This window comes from Mesorhizobium sp. 131-3-5, assembly GCF_016756575.1.
GTDB lineage: Bacteria > Pseudomonadota > Alphaproteobacteria > Rhizobiales > Rhizobiaceae > Mesorhizobium > Mesorhizobium jarvisii.
The window spans coordinates 503,478-516,886 of sequence record NZ_AP023254.1 but is presented as its reverse complement, the minus strand read 5'-3'; the positions used below and the strand labels follow the sequence as shown (position 1 = coordinate 516,886).

Sequence of the window (13,409 nt, the reverse complement as noted above, 5' to 3'; positions counted from 1 at the left end):
CGAAGTGAGGAGCGTTTGCGCAGGGCTCGCTGCTACTCCGGCGACGACCCGGCAACGCTCTGGTCGTAGTCAACCAGCGACCCCGTCATGACCCCCGATTGCGGGCTGACCATGTAGCTGATCAGCCGGGCCAGCTGGTCCGGCTTGACCAATTGGCCCATCGGCTGCGCGGCTTCGGCTTTCGCCAGCCAGTCGTCCGGGGCGTCGTGCCATTTCTTCTGCACGATGTCCTCGCCCTCGGTATCCATCCATCCAGGCAGCACCGCGTTGCAGCGGATGCGGTTGAAGCGATAGGCGTTGGCGACGTTCTTGGTCAGCGTCATCAGCGCGCCCTTGCTGGTCGAATAGGGCGTCAGGAACGACTGGCCGCAATGCGCCGACATCGACAGCACGTTGACGATCGAGCCCGGCGCCTTGCGCTCCAGGAGATGGGCGACCAGCCCCTGCATCAAGAAGAAGGGTCCGCGCACATTGGTGGCGAAGATCTGGTCGAAAAGCTCTTCCGAGGTTTCGACCAGCGAGCCGCGCGCCGAGGTGGCGGCGGCGTTGACCAGCGCGTTCAGCGTGCCGAAATGAGCGAGCGCGGTCGAAACCGCGCGCTTGCAGTCCGCCACCTTCGAGACGTCGGCGCTGACAAAGATCGCGTCGACGCCGGCCTTTTTGAAATGGGCAACGGCCTTGTCGCCCTTCTCCTGCGAGCGGCCGATGAGCGCCAATGCCCGGCAGCCCTCGTCGGCCAGCGCCTCGGCGACGGCAAAGCCGATGCCTTGCGCGCCGCCGGTGACGATGGCGCGTGTCTGTGAATTACGATCGGCGGATGCGCTCATCGCCCTACTCCTTTGTTAGGTTCCAAACAACTCAAGGTGTGTTTAGATTCGGGTCAGGCCGGCCTCACCCGAATATCAACGCACCGTGTCGAGACGGACGGTCTTGCCCGTCGTCGCCGACTTCAGCGCCGCATCGGCCAGCTTCAGCGCCACGAGGCCGTCGGCGCCGCTCGGCGCCGCCTTCTTGCCTGATGTCGCGGCGGCGATGAACGAGGCGATCTCGATGGCGTAGGCGTCGAGATAGCGGGTCATGAAGAAATCGTGCAGCGGTGGGCGCGTATAGCCCTTCTCGTTGGCCAGTTCGATCGACACCGGCCGCTGGTTCTCGGCCGCGATCATGCCTTTCGAACCATGCACCTCGATGCGCTGGTCGTAGCCATAGGTGGCGCGGCGCGAATTGGAGATGACGGCCTGCTTGCCGGAAGCCGTCTCAAGGATGACGCTGACGCTGTCGAAATCGCCGGCCTCGCCGATCTTCTTGTCGACCAGCACCGAGGCGTGGGCGCTCACGGCAACGGGCTCTTCGCCGAGCAGGAAGCGCGCCATGTCGAAATCATGGATGGTCATGTCGCGGAAAATGCCACCCGAGCGCTTGATGTAGTCGATCGGCGGCGCGCCGGGATCGCGCGAGGTGATGGTGACCATCTCGACCGTGCCGATGGCGCCGTCGTCGATTGCCTTGCGCACGGCCGCGAAATGCGGGTCGAAGCGGCGGTTGAAGCCGACCATCAGCGTCGCCTTGGCCTTCTCGACCACGGCCAGGCATTTTTCGACGCGCTTGACGTTCAGGTCGATCGGCTTCTCGCAGAAGATCGCCTTGCCGGCCTTGGCGAAACGCTCGATCAGATCGGCATGGGTGTCGGTCGGCGTGCAGATGACGACGGCGTCAATGTCCTTGGACTTTTCGATGGCGTCGATGGTGCGCACTTCGGCGCCATAGGCCGTTGCCAGTTCGGTCGCCGCCTTCTCGAAGGCGTCGGCCACCGCCACCAGTTTGGCCTGCGGGTTGGAGCCGACAGCGCGGGCGTGGACCTTGCCGATGCGGCCGGCACCGAGGAGGGCGAAACGAACAGTCATGGATGTTTCCTCTGAGGGATGGGTTCGAGAGCGTTGTGTCCGCACCTTCCTGTTAGGGAAAGGTGCCTGGGGTATTTTGTTGGCGCGGCAGATCGTCCCGGAAGCGGGCGATCGCCTAGCCTCAAGCCGCGAGTTCCGCCTCCCCGGTCTTGGCGCCGGTGATGTAGGAGACGATGTCCTGGCCGTCGGTATTCTCCTTGCGCAGATTGGCGACGATGCGGCCGCGCCGGAACACCACGATGCGGTCACACAGGTCGAATACCTGGCGCATATTGTGGCTGATCAGGATCAGCGGCTCGCCATTGTCCTTCAGCGTGCGGATGATGTTTTCGACCTGCGCCGTCTCCTGCACGCCGAGTGCGGCTGTCGGCTCGTCCATGATGATCAGCTTGGAGGCGAAGGTCGCGGTCCGTGCGATCGCCACGCACTGCCGCTGGCCGCCCGACATGTGGCGGATGGTGTTGGAGAGATTGGGGATCTTCACCGCCGTGCGCACCAGCGCCGCCTCGGTTGCCTTGCGCATGTATTTGCGGTCGAGGATTGAGAAGGGCCCCAGATTGAACAGCACCTTTTCGCGGCCGAGGAACAGGTTCGACGGCACGTCGAGATCGTCGGCCAGCGCCAGGTTCTGGAACACTGTCTCGATGCCCGCGGTGCGGGCCTCGATCGGCCCGGCAAAATTCACCTCCTTGCCGTCGAACCAGATCTGGCCGCTGGTGCGCTGCTCGACAGCGGTGATCTGGCGCACGAAGGTCGATTTGCCGGCGCCATTGTCGCCCATGATGGCGACATGCTCGCCCTTGCGCAGTTCGAAGTTTGCGCCTTCCAGCGCATGCACGCCGCCATAGCGCTTGGTCAGGTTTTCGGTCTTCAGGACGATGTCTGACATGGTCAAGCCCTCAATGCCCGCAGGCGTTGGCGCCACTGGTCGAGAACGACCGCGCCGACGATGATCACGCCCTTCACCATCTCCTGGTAGTAGGCGTCGAGGCGCAGGAAGGTGAAGCCGGAGATGATGACGCCGAAGATCAGCGAGCCGATAACCGTGCCGATGATCGAGCCGCGGCCGCCCGACAGCGAGACGCCGCCGATGACCGCCATGGCGATGGCGTCGAGTTCGTACATCACCCCCATGCCGGCCTGGGCGGTGAGGTTCTTGGACGAGAGCACCACCGCGGCGAGCGAGGCGAGGATGCCGGCGATGACGTAGACCAGGATCTTGTGGTTGGCGATCTTGATGCCGGACATGCGCGCGGCGTCCTCATTGGAGCCGATCGCGTAACAGTGCTTGCCGTAGCGTGTGTAGCTCATGATGAGCTGGAACAGCACGGCCAGCGACAGGAAGATGATGACGGGCATCAGGCCCTTGCCGATCGCCGCGAAACTGTCGGTGGGAAACGAGATGGGCTGGCCCTTCGACCACCATTTGGCGATGCCGCGCGCGGTCACCATCATGCCGAGCGTGGCGATGAAGGGAGGAATGCGCGTGTAGGCGATCAAGGAGCCATTGACGAGGCCGGCGAGCAGCCCGCAGCCGATCGCCACCAGCAGCGGCACGATGACGGGCAGGTCGGTCCAGCCTTGCGCCAGGAACATCGCCTTCGGGTTGGGATTGCCGTTGACGGTCGCCACCTGGGCGAAACTCATGGCGATCATGGCGGTGGCCCCGACGATCGAACCCGAAGACAGGTCGATGCCGCCGCAAATGATCACCTGCGTCACGCCGATGGCGATGATGCCGACGATCGACACCTGCAGGATGATGATCTGCAGGCGGGCCTCATTGAAGATCCCCGAGACGTCGCTGCGGGTGTTGAACAGGAAACTGTCGCCGAGAAAGATGCGGCCGATCAGTTCGAAGATGACGACGAGAATGACGAGCGCCAGGAAAACGTTGAATTCGGCCGGCCAGGCGCGCTTCTTCGCATCGTAGGTAAGCCCTCCGACGCCATGAGATGTCTGTGCCAATCTTCTATCCTCCGTCAGCCGCGGTCGCGCCTCGAGCGCCGTCAGGCGCCGAGGGAAAGGGGAGCGGCGCTGCCTTCTGCGCGCGCGCCGCTCCTATGTCCGCGGCTCAGTTCTTCTTCAGGAACTTGTCGATGTTTGCCGGGGTGACAAGCTGGAACGGCACGTAGACCTTGTGCTCGACCTTCTCGCCCTTGGACAGTTTCAGCGCCGCATCCAGCGCGCCTGCGCCCTGGCCGGCGGCGTCCTGGAACACGGTTGCATCGAGGTCGCCGGCCTGCATGGCGGCAAGCGCGTCCTGCGTGGCGTCGACGCCGCCGACGACAACCGACTTCATGTCGATGTTGGCGGCCTTCATCGCCTGGATGGCGCCGATGGCGCTTTCGTCATTGTTGGCGATGACGCCGTCGAACTTCTTGCCGGTCGACAGCCAGTTGGTCATCAGGTTCTGCGCCTCGTCGCGGTTCCAGTTCGAGGTCTGCTTGTCGATGATCTTGATGAAGCTGCAGTCCGGCGTGGCGATCACCTCTTCAATGTCCTTGGTGCGCTGCACGGCGGCCTGGTTGGAAAGCTCGCCCATGATCACATAGACATTGGCTTCCTTCTTGCCGGCTTCCTTGAACAGGCGGCAGACTTCCTTGGTCTCGAGCGTGCCGGAATCGGCCTCGTTCGAGGCGACGAAGGCCTGATTGTCGGGCAGCGAGTTCACGTTGACCGGCTCGCGGTTGACATAGACCAGCGGGATCTTGGCGGCGGCGGCAGCGTCGGACATCGCCTGCGTGGCCGAGGTGTCGACCGGGTTGACGATGATGGCGTCGACGCCCGAAGCGGCGAAGTTCTTGATCTGGTCGAGCTGCTTGGCAACGTCGTTCTGTGCGTCTTCGACCTGCAGTTCGACGCCACTCATGCCCTTGGCCTGGGCGATCATGCCGTTGCGCAGCACGGTGAGGAAGTTGTCATCGAACTTGGCCATCGATACGCCGATCTTGGCGGCAAAAGCCGATGAACTCATCAGCGCCGCGAAGGCGACGCCCAAAAGCAGTTTCTTCATTGTATCTCTCCTCCACTTTTGGTGTCCGGTTGCACCGATCTATCCGGAATCCCCGATCTCCCCGGGGAATCTCTCCCTGATATCGCTTCGCTCCGTGTGGCATCCCCTACTTGGGCTGGCCCCTGCTTGAGCTGGAATGCCAAACCCTCTGTTTGAAACAGACGTTCCGGAACGAAAGAACCAAAATGTACAGTGGGTGAAATATTTATTCCATTCCAGCGGAACGTCAAGGGCGATTCCGCGGCCTGCCGCCGGATTTTCGGATCGTCCTGATGGATTCTATCATTTCCGGCGGCTGCTCCCGCCCGGCAAAGGTCAGATATTTTCCGGCAGATAGATGTCGAAGGGCAGGAAGGTCTGGCCAGGCGCGTTGGCCGCGCCGGTTTCGATGGCATGCACCATGCGATCGACCAGTTCGCGGCAGAGCGCGGCGAGCGGCGTCGAGATCACCATGGTGAGGATGTTGTCGGCGAGTGCCGCGCGCGACTCGGCGTTGATCTCGTTGCAGACGACCACCGGCATATGCACCGGCCTTGCTGCCCGCAGCGCCGAGACCGCGCCTTCCATGCCGCCGCCCGCGACGTAGCAGCCGGCAAGATCCGGATAGCGCGCCAGAAGATCGATCATCGCATCATGGGTCACCTGGTTTGCCTCCAGATTGACCAGCGTTTCCAGCACGCCGAAGTCGGGTGCATGCTCGCGAAAGAAAGAGCGGAAGCCGATCTCGCGCAGCTCGTGGCCATGGAAACGATGGCTGCCGACGAAGAGGGCGACCTTGCCGGGCTGCCGCGCCGCCCTGGCGATCATCCAGGCCGCGGTACGACCGACCTTGCGGTTGTCGAGGCCGACATAGCCCTCGCGGATACCGGCGGCAAAGTCGGACAGCAGCGAGAAGACCGGTTGCCCTCTCGCCTTCAACGCCTCGACCGCCGCCGTCAGGGTCGGATGGTCCGGGCCGACAACGGCGATGGCCCTCGATTTTGCCGCCAGCTTGCGCATCTGGGCGGCGATCTCGTCGGGGACCAGGGAACTGGCGAAGTCGATGGTTGCGGCGCCACGGAACCGCTGCGATTGCGACACCGCCAGTTCGAGCTCCGCCGCGAAATCGCCGTAGAAGACATCGTTGCCTCGCAAAAGCAGGAAGCCGAGCCGGTACTCCGGCAGTTCATGGCGCATCCGTTGCTTGATCAGGCCGGCCGCGTGATAGCCGATCTCGGTCGCGGTCTCATAGACGCGCCGCGCGGTCTCCTCGCGCACCGGCAGGCGATTGTTGAGCACGCGGTCCACCGTGGCAACGCTTACGCCGGAGATGCGTGCCAGATCGGATATGGTCGGCCGTTTCGCCATGGTCGCCCCTCGGTTCCGTTGCCGGGCACGATACATCATTCTGATAGGAAATGATAGAAACTATCTTTGTGATATTGAGTCTATCATGGGCAAGCGGTACTTTCACGCTAGAAGCCATATGGGCAACCGGCATTCGCCTGGGCGAGTGCCTGCCGAGGAGGCAATCATGATCACTGCGCCGTCCCGGCGGGACTACAGCCTGATCGGCCGCGACGCCAAACTTGCCGTGGAAACCGGCCTGTCGGCGGCCGAGTGGTATCACACCGACGTGTCCCGCAAGCAGATGAAGGAGCTGATGCAGCGCTCCGACGGGCCGGCGATCCGCGACACCGCGATCTGGCTGGCCGCGCTCATCGCCAGCGGCGCCGGTGGCGCCTTGTTCTGGGGCAGCTGGTGGTGCGTGCCGTTCTTCTTCGTCTACGGCGTCCTCTATGGCTCATCGACGGATTCACGCTGGCATGAATGCGGGCACGGTACGGCGTTCCGGACGCAGTGGATGAACGATGCGGTCTATCAGATCGCCTGCTTCATGATCATGCGCAATCCGGTGACCTGGCGCTGGAGCCACACGCGCCATCACACCGACACCATCATCGTCGGCCGTGACCCGGAAATCTCGGTCATGCGGCCGCCGGACCTGGTGCGCGCGCTGCTCGGCTTTGTCGGCGTGCTGGACGCCTGGCATGCGATGTCGGACATGCTGCGCAACGCCGCCGGCAACATCAGCGCCGCCGAAAAGACCTTCGTTCCCGAGCAGGAGCAGGGCAAGGCGATCCGCATTGCCCGCATCTGGACGGCGATCTATGCCGCAACCATCGCGCTGGCGATCTATTCCGGCTCGTTCCTGTCCTTGATGCTGGTCGGCCTGCCCAGGCTCTATGGCGCCTGGCATCACGTCATGGTCGGCCTGCTGCAGCATGGCGGCCTCGCCGACAATGTCATCGACCATCGGCTGAACAGCCGCACCGTCTACATGAACCCGATCAGCCGCTTCATCTACTGGAACATGAACTACCATGTGGAGCATCACATGTTCCCGATGGTGCCCTACCATGCGCTGCCTAGGCTGCATGAACTGATCAAGCATGATCTGCCGGCGCCGACGCCGTCGATCCTGGCCGGCTATCGCGAGATGGTCCCGGTCTTCCTGCGTCAGCTGCGCAACGAGGATTATTTCCTCAAGCGCGAACTGCCGCCGACCGCCAGGCCATACCGCGAGGAATTCCACAACGATGTCGTCGCCGCCGCTGCGGAATGATCGCGCGCTGGCTATCCGATCTTCCAGGGGAGGACTGAATGAGCGACTGGGTCGAGGCGTGTGCCGCCGGTGACATCGATGAAGAGGACGTGATGCGCTTCGATCATGGCGGCCGCACCTTCGCCATCTATCGCAGTCCCGACGATGACTATTTCGCCACCGATGGGCTTTGTACGCATGAAAAGGTGCATCTCGCCGACGGTCTGGTGATGGACGACATCATTGAATGCCCCAAGCACAATGGCCGCTTCAACTACAAGACGGGCGCGGCCCGTGGCGCCCCGGTCTGCGTCAATCTGAAAACCTATCCGGTCAAGGTCGACGCCGGCAAAGTCCTCGTTCAGATCGGGTGACGGAGATGGCGCGGGGCATGGTCATCATCGGCGCCGGCGAATGCGGCGGGCGGGCAGCACTTGCGCTGCGCGATCTCGGCTATGATGGGCCGGTGACGCTGGTCGGCGACGAGCCGCATCTTCCCTACGAACGGCCGCCGCTCTCCAAGGAGGCGATGGCTAGCGACGCGCCGGAAATCAAGGCGATCGCCAGCGACGCGGTGCTGGTCGAGAGGTCGATCCGCCATATCCATTCCGTCCAGGCCGTGGCGATCGATCGCGCCGCACATAGGGTGCGCCTGTCGGATGGTTCGGTCCTGCCTTACGACAAGCTCCTGCTGGCCACCGGCTCGACCCCACGCAAGCTGCCGATGCCGGGCCTTGGCGCGCGCTGCGTGTATCTCAGGACCTTCGCCGATGCGCTGGCCATTCGCGGCCATCTCGGCGCCGGCAACCGCATTGCCGTCATCGGCGGTGGCTTCATCGGCCTCGAACTCGCCGCCGCGGCCCGCAAGCTCTGTGCTGCGGTCACGGTCATCGAGGCGCAGCCGCGCATCCTGATGCGCGGCGTGCCGGCCGAGATCGCCGAAATCATCCATCAGGCCCATGTCGCCGAAGGCGTCGACATCGTGTGTGGTCAAGGTATTGCCTCCATCGCCGACGACGGCAGGCAAGTGTACCTGACACTCGCCGGCGGGCGCGAGATATCAGCCGACCTCGCCATTATCGGCATCGGCGCCGTGCCGGTGACCGGGCTCGCGGCCGAGGCCGGCCTGACGATAGACAATGGCATCGCTGTCGATGCCGAGCTGCGCAGCAGCGATCCCGACATCTTTGCCGCCGGCGACTGCTGTTCGTTCCCGCTTGCCGTCTATGGCGGCCGCCGCGTGCGGCTGGAGGCCTGGCGCAACGCCCAGGAACAAGGCGCACTGGCGGCAAAGAACATGCTCGGTGCCGGCGAGGCGCATGCGGCGGTGCCGTGGTTCTGGTCGGATCAGTATGGCCTGTCACTGCAGATAGCCGGACTTTCGGACGAAGGCCGAAACACGGTGCGCCGCGATCTCGGTGACGGCGCTTTCATACTTTTCCATCTCGCCGAAGACGGCAGGCTGGTGGCGGCCAGCGGCATCGGCCCCGGCAATGCGGTCGCCCGCGACATCCGGCTGGCCGAAATGCTGATCGGCAAGCGGGCCAAGCCGGCACCGGAGGCGCTGGGATCGCAGGCCGTCAAGCTGAAGTCGTTGCTGGCGGCGTGAACCGGTCTAAAAAAGCGCCTTCAGCTCCGGCAGCTTGTCGTTGACCAGCCAGCCGTAATAATTCTCCTCCGGCAGTTTTTCCGGCTCGCCTGCGGCGCGACGCCTGTCGTTCTCCGCCTTCAGCGCATCGGCGCGCTGCTCCGGATTGCCGACATTGTAGAGAGTCGCGGTCAGCCCAGGATTGCCCGAAATGTCGAAGCCGGCAATGCTCTTGTAGGCATCGATCGATTTCCTGATCGTCGCGGCGACATAAGGCAGTGTCAGATCGGGATCCATGATGGTCTTGTAGACCGAATTGGGGTCACCGACATCGAGCTTCGGCAGGCCCGACACCTTGTGCACGAGATCGCTCATCTGCAGCGCGGTCAGCGGGTTGAGCTGACCGAGCCCAAAAGTCTGGCCGGCATAATAGGGCTGGAAGAAGGTGGCGCCGAAGCGGTCATCGGGAAAGTCCTCGCCGCCGACGTTCTTGCCGCGAAACGTATGGTTCCAGACCTGTTCACGACATTCCCAGAGGTCGTAGCTGTCCGACATCCCGGCGCATTTCTTGAATTCCGGCCGCTGCACGAAATCGGTGATGTCCTCGCCATCATAGGCGAAGGAGAGCTTGCTGGAGAGGTAGGAGATCGCCTTGACGTAATAGGTCTGCAGCCGGTCATAGGCGTCGACATTGTAGGTGTGCTCGCCGACGATGGCGCCGACGATATGCATCGGATCGATGCCATAGGCGGCAGCGGCCTTCTTGATCTTGCCGCGCAGGTCGGGGTCGTTCTGCAGCAAGGCATAGACCTTGCGGTATTTCGCCTGGAAGGTGGTGTTGGTCGCCTGCGTGCGCCGGCTCGACGCGCCGGGGATATCGGGCTGCTCGGCATTGCGGTTTCCCGCCGGCACCAATGTCGCCGCCTCAGCCGCGAACAGCGTCGCCGCCAGCGTCAAGCCGAGAATGACTGGCCTGAGAATGATTGGGATGAGTTTTTTCATGCGTCCGCCGCCTGCAATCTTGCGGGCAAACTAGGGTAGTGCTCCCGTTCGAGTCGAGAGCGCCCCTTCACCCGGCAAGACGAAAGGTGGCCAGATGGTACCATCTGGCCACACATGATTGTTCTGCCGGGTTGCCTGAACCGGCGCCGGACCAGCCGGCGCCGTGCTTTAAAGGATGAATCGCGACAAATCTGTGTTTCGCGACAGGTCGCCCACATGCTTTTCCACATAGGCGGCGTCGATGGTGACCGATGTGCCGTTGCGGTCGGGCGCGTCGTAGGAGATTTCGTCCAGCACCCGCTCCATCACCGTCTGCAGCCGCCTGGCGCCGATATTCTCGACGCTGTCATTGAGGTCGACGGCAATGCCGGCCAGCGAATCGATGGCGTCGTCGGTGAAGGTCAGGTCGACACCCTCGGTCTTCATCAGCGCGATATATTGCTTGATCAGGCTCGCTTCCGTCTCGGTCAGGATGCGGACGAAATCTTGCTTCTCCAAGGCCCGCAGTTCGACGCGAATCGGCAGGCGGCCCTGCAATTCGGGCAACAGGTCGGACGGCTTCGACACGTGGAACGCGCCCGAGGCGATGAACAGGATGTGATCCGTCTTCAACGGCCCGTATTTGGTCGCCACCGTGGTGCCTTCGACCAGCGGCAGCAGGTCGCGCTGCACGCCTTCGCGCGAAGGGCCGCCGGAAATGTCGGATCTGGCGGCGATCTTGTCGATCTCGTCGAGGAAGACGATGCCGTCATTTTCCGCGGCATCGAGCGCCCGGCGCACGACCTCGTCCTGGTCGAGCAGCTTGTCGGACTCGTCGCTGACCAGCAGATCGTAGGACTCCTTCACCGTCGTCTTGCGCAGCTTGGTCTTCTTACCGCCCATCGCCTTCGACAGCATGTCGTTGATGTTGAGCACGCCGATATTGGCGCCCGGCATTCCGGGGATCTCGAAGCCCGGCATGCCGCCATTGCCGGTGTCGGCCACTTCGATCTCGATTTCCTTGTCGTCGAGCTCGCCGTCGCGCAGCTTCTTGCGGAAAGAGTCGCGCGTCGCCGGGCTGGCGGTCTTGCCGACCAGCGCTTCCAGGACACGTTCCTCGGCATTGATGTGGGCGCGCGCCTTGACGTCCTCGCGCATCTTTTCGCGGACGAGCCCGATGGCGATCTCGACGAGATCGCGGATGATCTGCTCGACGTCACGGCCGACATAGCCGACCTCGGTGAATTTGGTGGCCTCGACCTTGACGAAAGGCGCGCCGGCCAGCCGCGCCAGGCGGCGCGAGATTTCGGTCTTGCCGACGCCGGTCGGGCCGATCATCAGGATGTTCTTCGGCATCACCTCTTCGCGCATCTGGCCTTCCAGCTGCTGGCGGCGCCAGCGGTTGCGCAAGGCGATGGCTACGGCGCGTTTGGCGTCCTTCTGGCCGATGATGAAGCGGTCGAGTTCCGAAACGATTTCGCGGGGAGAAAATGTCGTCATAGCTAAATTCCACTTTGCCACTGCTTGATGGCCTCGAACGGATGCAGCAGCATGATCACGTTGAGTGTCAGATTGTCCCGGATGAGATAGCCGGTACCGAGTTCGAAGAGGATGGCGAGGCTGACGATCACCCATATAGGTAGCCTTCGCGCCATCACAAATCCCAGCACCATGGCCAGTGTGTCGGACACCGAATTGATGATGCTGTCGCCGTAATAATCGAGCGAGATGGTGCCGGCGCGGTAGCGGTCGATGATGAACGGGCTGTTCTCCAGCAATTCCCAGCCGCCCTCGATGAGGACGGCGAAGGCCAACCGCAAGCCGATCGGCGAACGCGGAAACAGGAACCTCGCCAAGGCATAGAACAGGAAGCCGTGGATGATGTGCGAGAAGGTGTACCAGTCGGAAATGTGCTGGGAATTCTCCGAACTGTTCACCACGCCATGCCAGAGTTTCACGTAGCCGCAGGTGCAGATCGGCGTCCGGCCCATGCCATAGAGAGCCCCGGCCTGGAAGATGAGCAGGCCAAGGACGAGCAGAAGACCCATGCGCCAGCTGTCTTCATAGGCCGAATAGCCATCATCCGCGGCCGGCTTGCTCATCTGGTTATTCCCCCATTTGTTCATCGTCGGCATCGATCGCCATCAGCACGACGTCGCCATAGACCGATTGCCTGCGGTCTATGGCCCGGAATCCGGCTTTTTCATAGGCGCGGATGGCCCGGATGTTGGCGGGGTTGGGATCAATGATGACGCGGGGCACACCTTCCTCGAACAGATCTTCGACGAACTGGCGTACGATCGCCGAGCCATGGCCGATGCCGACCAGCTCCGGCGGCCCGATCGACAAATCGATGCCGAGCGTGCCGAACGGCTGGTCGGCATAGGGATGGTCGTCTTCCAGATGCGGGTCGTAGCTCTGCAGATAGGCGATCGGCTTGCCGTCGAGTTCCACGATCAGCGGCTCGACCGAAATCGAGTCGATATGATCGCGAATCTCGGCGATCTCCGTCTCCGGATCGTTCCACCACTGGGCAACATGCGGCTCGGCGAGCCAGCCGGCGATCATCGGCAGGTCCTTTTCGGTAACCGGCCGAAAATCGTAGAGCACACCCTTCTCAGGCGGCATCGAGCGTTTCGACGACGAAATTGTTGTTGGTGTAGACGCAGATGTCGGAGGCGATCTGCATCGCCTTGCGGGCGATCTCCTCGGCATCCTTGTCGGTGTCCATCAGCGCCCGCGCCGCGGCCAGCGCATAGTTGCCGCCTGAACCGATGGCCATGACGCCATGTTCGGGTTCGAGCACGTCGCCGGTGCCGGTCAGCGCCAGCGAGACCGACTTGTCGGCCACCAGCATCATCGCCTCCAGCCGGCGCAGATAGCGATCGGTGCGCCAGTCCTTGGCGAGCTCGACGCAGGCGCGCGTCAGCTGGTCGGGATATTGTTCGAGCTTGGCTTCCAGCCGTTCCAGCAGTGTGAAGGCGTCCGCGGTGGCGCCGGCGAAACCGGCGATCACATTGCCGCCCTTGCCGATGCGGCGGACCTTGCGGGCATTGCCCTTCATGATGGTCTGGCCAAGGCTGACCTGGCCGTCGCCGGCGATCACCACCTTGTTGCCCTTGCGCACCGTCACGATGGTCGTGGCGTGCATGGTCAGATTATCAGACATTTATTGGCTCCGATTCGCGCGATCCCAAAAGGCGATTGGCGCGGTACGAGTGATTTTATCGGCCATATGTATGCACGGGACCCATGATTGCAAATCGCCACTCCGGCAAGGCCGATACCTCTGTCCGAGGCAACTGGCAATCGCCGGATCATGCTGATAGAAGGCTT

General features: G+C 62.9%; 14 protein-coding genes. 3 read left to right on the top strand and 11 right to left on the bottom strand.

What is annotated here, in order from left to right; translation table 11 throughout:
• Positions 1-32: 32 nt before the first annotated feature.
• The 6 genes from JG747_RS02380 to JG747_RS02355 form a co-directional block, all read right to left on the bottom strand.
• Positions 33-827, bottom strand: coding sequence for an SDR family oxidoreductase (locus JG747_RS02380; RefSeq protein WP_038651421.1), 795 nt, complete (start codon positions 825-827; stop codon positions 33-35).
• A gap of 75 nt (positions 828-902) precedes the next feature.
• Positions 903-1,904: an inositol 2-dehydrogenase gene (iolG, locus tag JG747_RS02375; RefSeq protein ID WP_038651424.1), complete on the bottom strand. Its 1,002-nt coding sequence runs from the start codon at positions 1,902-1,904 to the stop codon at positions 903-905.
• 121 nt (positions 1,905-2,025) lie between these two features.
• Positions 2,026-2,793 (bottom strand): ATP-binding cassette domain-containing protein, encoded by a 768-nt coding sequence (locus JG747_RS02370; RefSeq protein WP_010912863.1) that lies wholly within the window; start codon positions 2,791-2,793, stop codon positions 2,026-2,028.
• Between the two features lie 2 nt (positions 2,794-2,795).
• On the bottom strand, positions 2,796-3,872 hold the full coding sequence (locus JG747_RS02365) for an ABC transporter permease (protein WP_019862603.1): 1,077 nt from the start codon (positions 3,870-3,872) through the stop codon (positions 2,796-2,798).
• A gap of 106 nt (positions 3,873-3,978) precedes the next feature.
• Entirely contained in the window at positions 3,979-4,920 is a 942-nt protein-coding gene (locus JG747_RS02360) for a sugar ABC transporter substrate-binding protein (RefSeq protein ID WP_019860851.1), read from the bottom strand.
• A gap of 315 nt (positions 4,921-5,235) precedes the next feature.
• Complete coding sequence (locus tag JG747_RS02355; RefSeq protein WP_202361071.1) at positions 5,236-6,267, bottom strand: LacI family DNA-binding transcriptional regulator; 1,032 nt, start codon at positions 6,265-6,267, stop codon at positions 5,236-5,238.
• Positions 6,268-6,433: 166 nt separating this feature from the next.
• Here JG747_RS02355 and JG747_RS02350 point away from each other — a divergent pair, with 166 nt between their 5' ends.
• Genes JG747_RS02350 through JG747_RS02340 form a run of 3 tightly spaced genes read left to right on the top strand, consistent with a single transcriptional unit; the run spans position 6,434 to position 9,113 of the window.
• On the top strand, positions 6,434-7,525 hold the full coding sequence (locus JG747_RS02350) for a fatty acid desaturase family protein (protein ID WP_202361070.1): 1,092 nt from the start codon (positions 6,434-6,436) through the stop codon (positions 7,523-7,525).
• A 38-nt stretch (positions 7,526-7,563) separates the two neighbouring features.
• Positions 7,564-7,878: a MocE family 2Fe-2S type ferredoxin gene (locus tag JG747_RS02345; RefSeq protein ID WP_019862608.1), complete on the top strand. Its 315-nt coding sequence runs from the start codon at positions 7,564-7,566 to the stop codon at positions 7,876-7,878.
• Positions 7,879-7,883: 5 nt separating this feature from the next.
• Complete coding sequence (locus JG747_RS02340; RefSeq protein ID WP_202361069.1) at positions 7,884-9,113, top strand: NAD(P)/FAD-dependent oxidoreductase; 1,230 nt, start codon at positions 7,884-7,886, stop codon at positions 9,111-9,113.
• A gap of 6 nt (positions 9,114-9,119) precedes the next feature.
• On the opposite strand, the gene JG747_RS02335 is transcribed toward JG747_RS02340, so the two are convergent.
• The 5 genes from JG747_RS02335 to hslV all read right to left on the bottom strand — a co-directional run bounded on the left by JG747_RS02335 (position 9,120) and on the right by hslV (position 13,242).
• Positions 9,120-10,094, bottom strand: coding sequence for a DUF1402 family protein (locus JG747_RS02335; RefSeq protein WP_019862610.1), 975 nt, complete (start codon positions 10,092-10,094; stop codon positions 9,120-9,122).
• Positions 10,095-10,262: 168 nt separating this feature from the next.
• Positions 10,263-11,573 (bottom strand): ATP-dependent protease ATPase subunit HslU, encoded by a 1,311-nt coding sequence (gene hslU, locus JG747_RS02330; protein WP_027047638.1) that lies wholly within the window; start codon positions 11,571-11,573, stop codon positions 10,263-10,265.
• A gap of 2 nt (positions 11,574-11,575) precedes the next feature.
• Complete coding sequence (locus tag JG747_RS02325) at positions 11,576-12,175, bottom strand: DUF2585 domain-containing protein (RefSeq protein WP_069090759.1); 600 nt, start codon at positions 12,173-12,175, stop codon at positions 11,576-11,578.
• Between the two features lie 4 nt (positions 12,176-12,179).
• Positions 12,180-12,701: a GNAT family N-acetyltransferase gene (locus JG747_RS02320; protein WP_019862613.1), complete on the bottom strand. Its 522-nt coding sequence runs from the start codon at positions 12,699-12,701 to the stop codon at positions 12,180-12,182.
• Positions 12,691-13,242, bottom strand: a complete 552-nt coding sequence (hslV, locus tag JG747_RS02315) for an ATP-dependent protease subunit HslV (protein ID WP_019862614.1) — start codon at positions 13,240-13,242, stop codon at positions 12,691-12,693. The genes JG747_RS02320 and hslV overlap by 11 nt, the downstream gene beginning before the upstream one ends.
• Between the last annotated feature and the right edge of the window lie 167 nt (positions 13,243-13,409).

Coding starts and splice junctions, on each gene's coding strand:
- JG747_RS02380 (WP_038651421.1), bottom strand. CDS start 827: ATGAGCGCATCCGCCGATCGTAATTCACAGACACGCGCCATCGTCACC.
- iolG (WP_038651424.1), bottom strand. CDS start 1,904: ATGACTGTTCGTTTCGCCCTCCTCGGTGCCGGCCGCATCGGCAAGGTC.
- JG747_RS02370 (WP_010912863.1), bottom strand. CDS start 2,793: ATGTCAGACATCGTCCTGAAGACCGAAAACCTGACCAAGCGCTATGGC.
- JG747_RS02360 (WP_019860851.1), bottom strand. CDS start 4,920: ATGAAGAAACTGCTTTTGGGCGTCGCCTTCGCGGCGCTGATGAGTTCA.
- JG747_RS02355 (WP_202361071.1), bottom strand. CDS start 6,267: ATGGCGAAACGGCCGACCATATCCGATCTGGCACGCATCTCCGGCGTA.
- JG747_RS02350 (WP_202361070.1), top strand. CDS start 6,434: ATGATCACTGCGCCGTCCCGGCGGGACTACAGCCTGATCGGCCGCGAC.
- JG747_RS02345 (WP_019862608.1), top strand. CDS start 7,564: ATGAGCGACTGGGTCGAGGCGTGTGCCGCCGGTGACATCGATGAAGAG.
- JG747_RS02340 (WP_202361069.1), top strand. CDS start 7,884: ATGGCGCGGGGCATGGTCATCATCGGCGCCGGCGAATGCGGCGGGCGG.
- JG747_RS02335 (WP_019862610.1), bottom strand. CDS start 10,094: ATGAAAAAACTCATCCCAATCATTCTCAGGCCAGTCATTCTCGGCTTG.
- hslU (WP_027047638.1), bottom strand. CDS start 11,573: ATGACGACATTTTCTCCCCGCGAAATCGTTTCGGAACTCGACCGCTTC.
- JG747_RS02325 (WP_069090759.1), bottom strand. CDS start 12,175: ATGAGCAAGCCGGCCGCGGATGATGGCTATTCGGCCTATGAAGACAGC.
- JG747_RS02320 (WP_019862613.1), bottom strand. CDS start 12,701: ATGCCGCCTGAGAAGGGTGTGCTCTACGATTTTCGGCCGGTTACCGAA.
- hslV (WP_019862614.1), bottom strand. CDS start 13,242: ATGTCTGATAATCTGACCATGCACGCCACGACCATCGTGACGGTGCGC.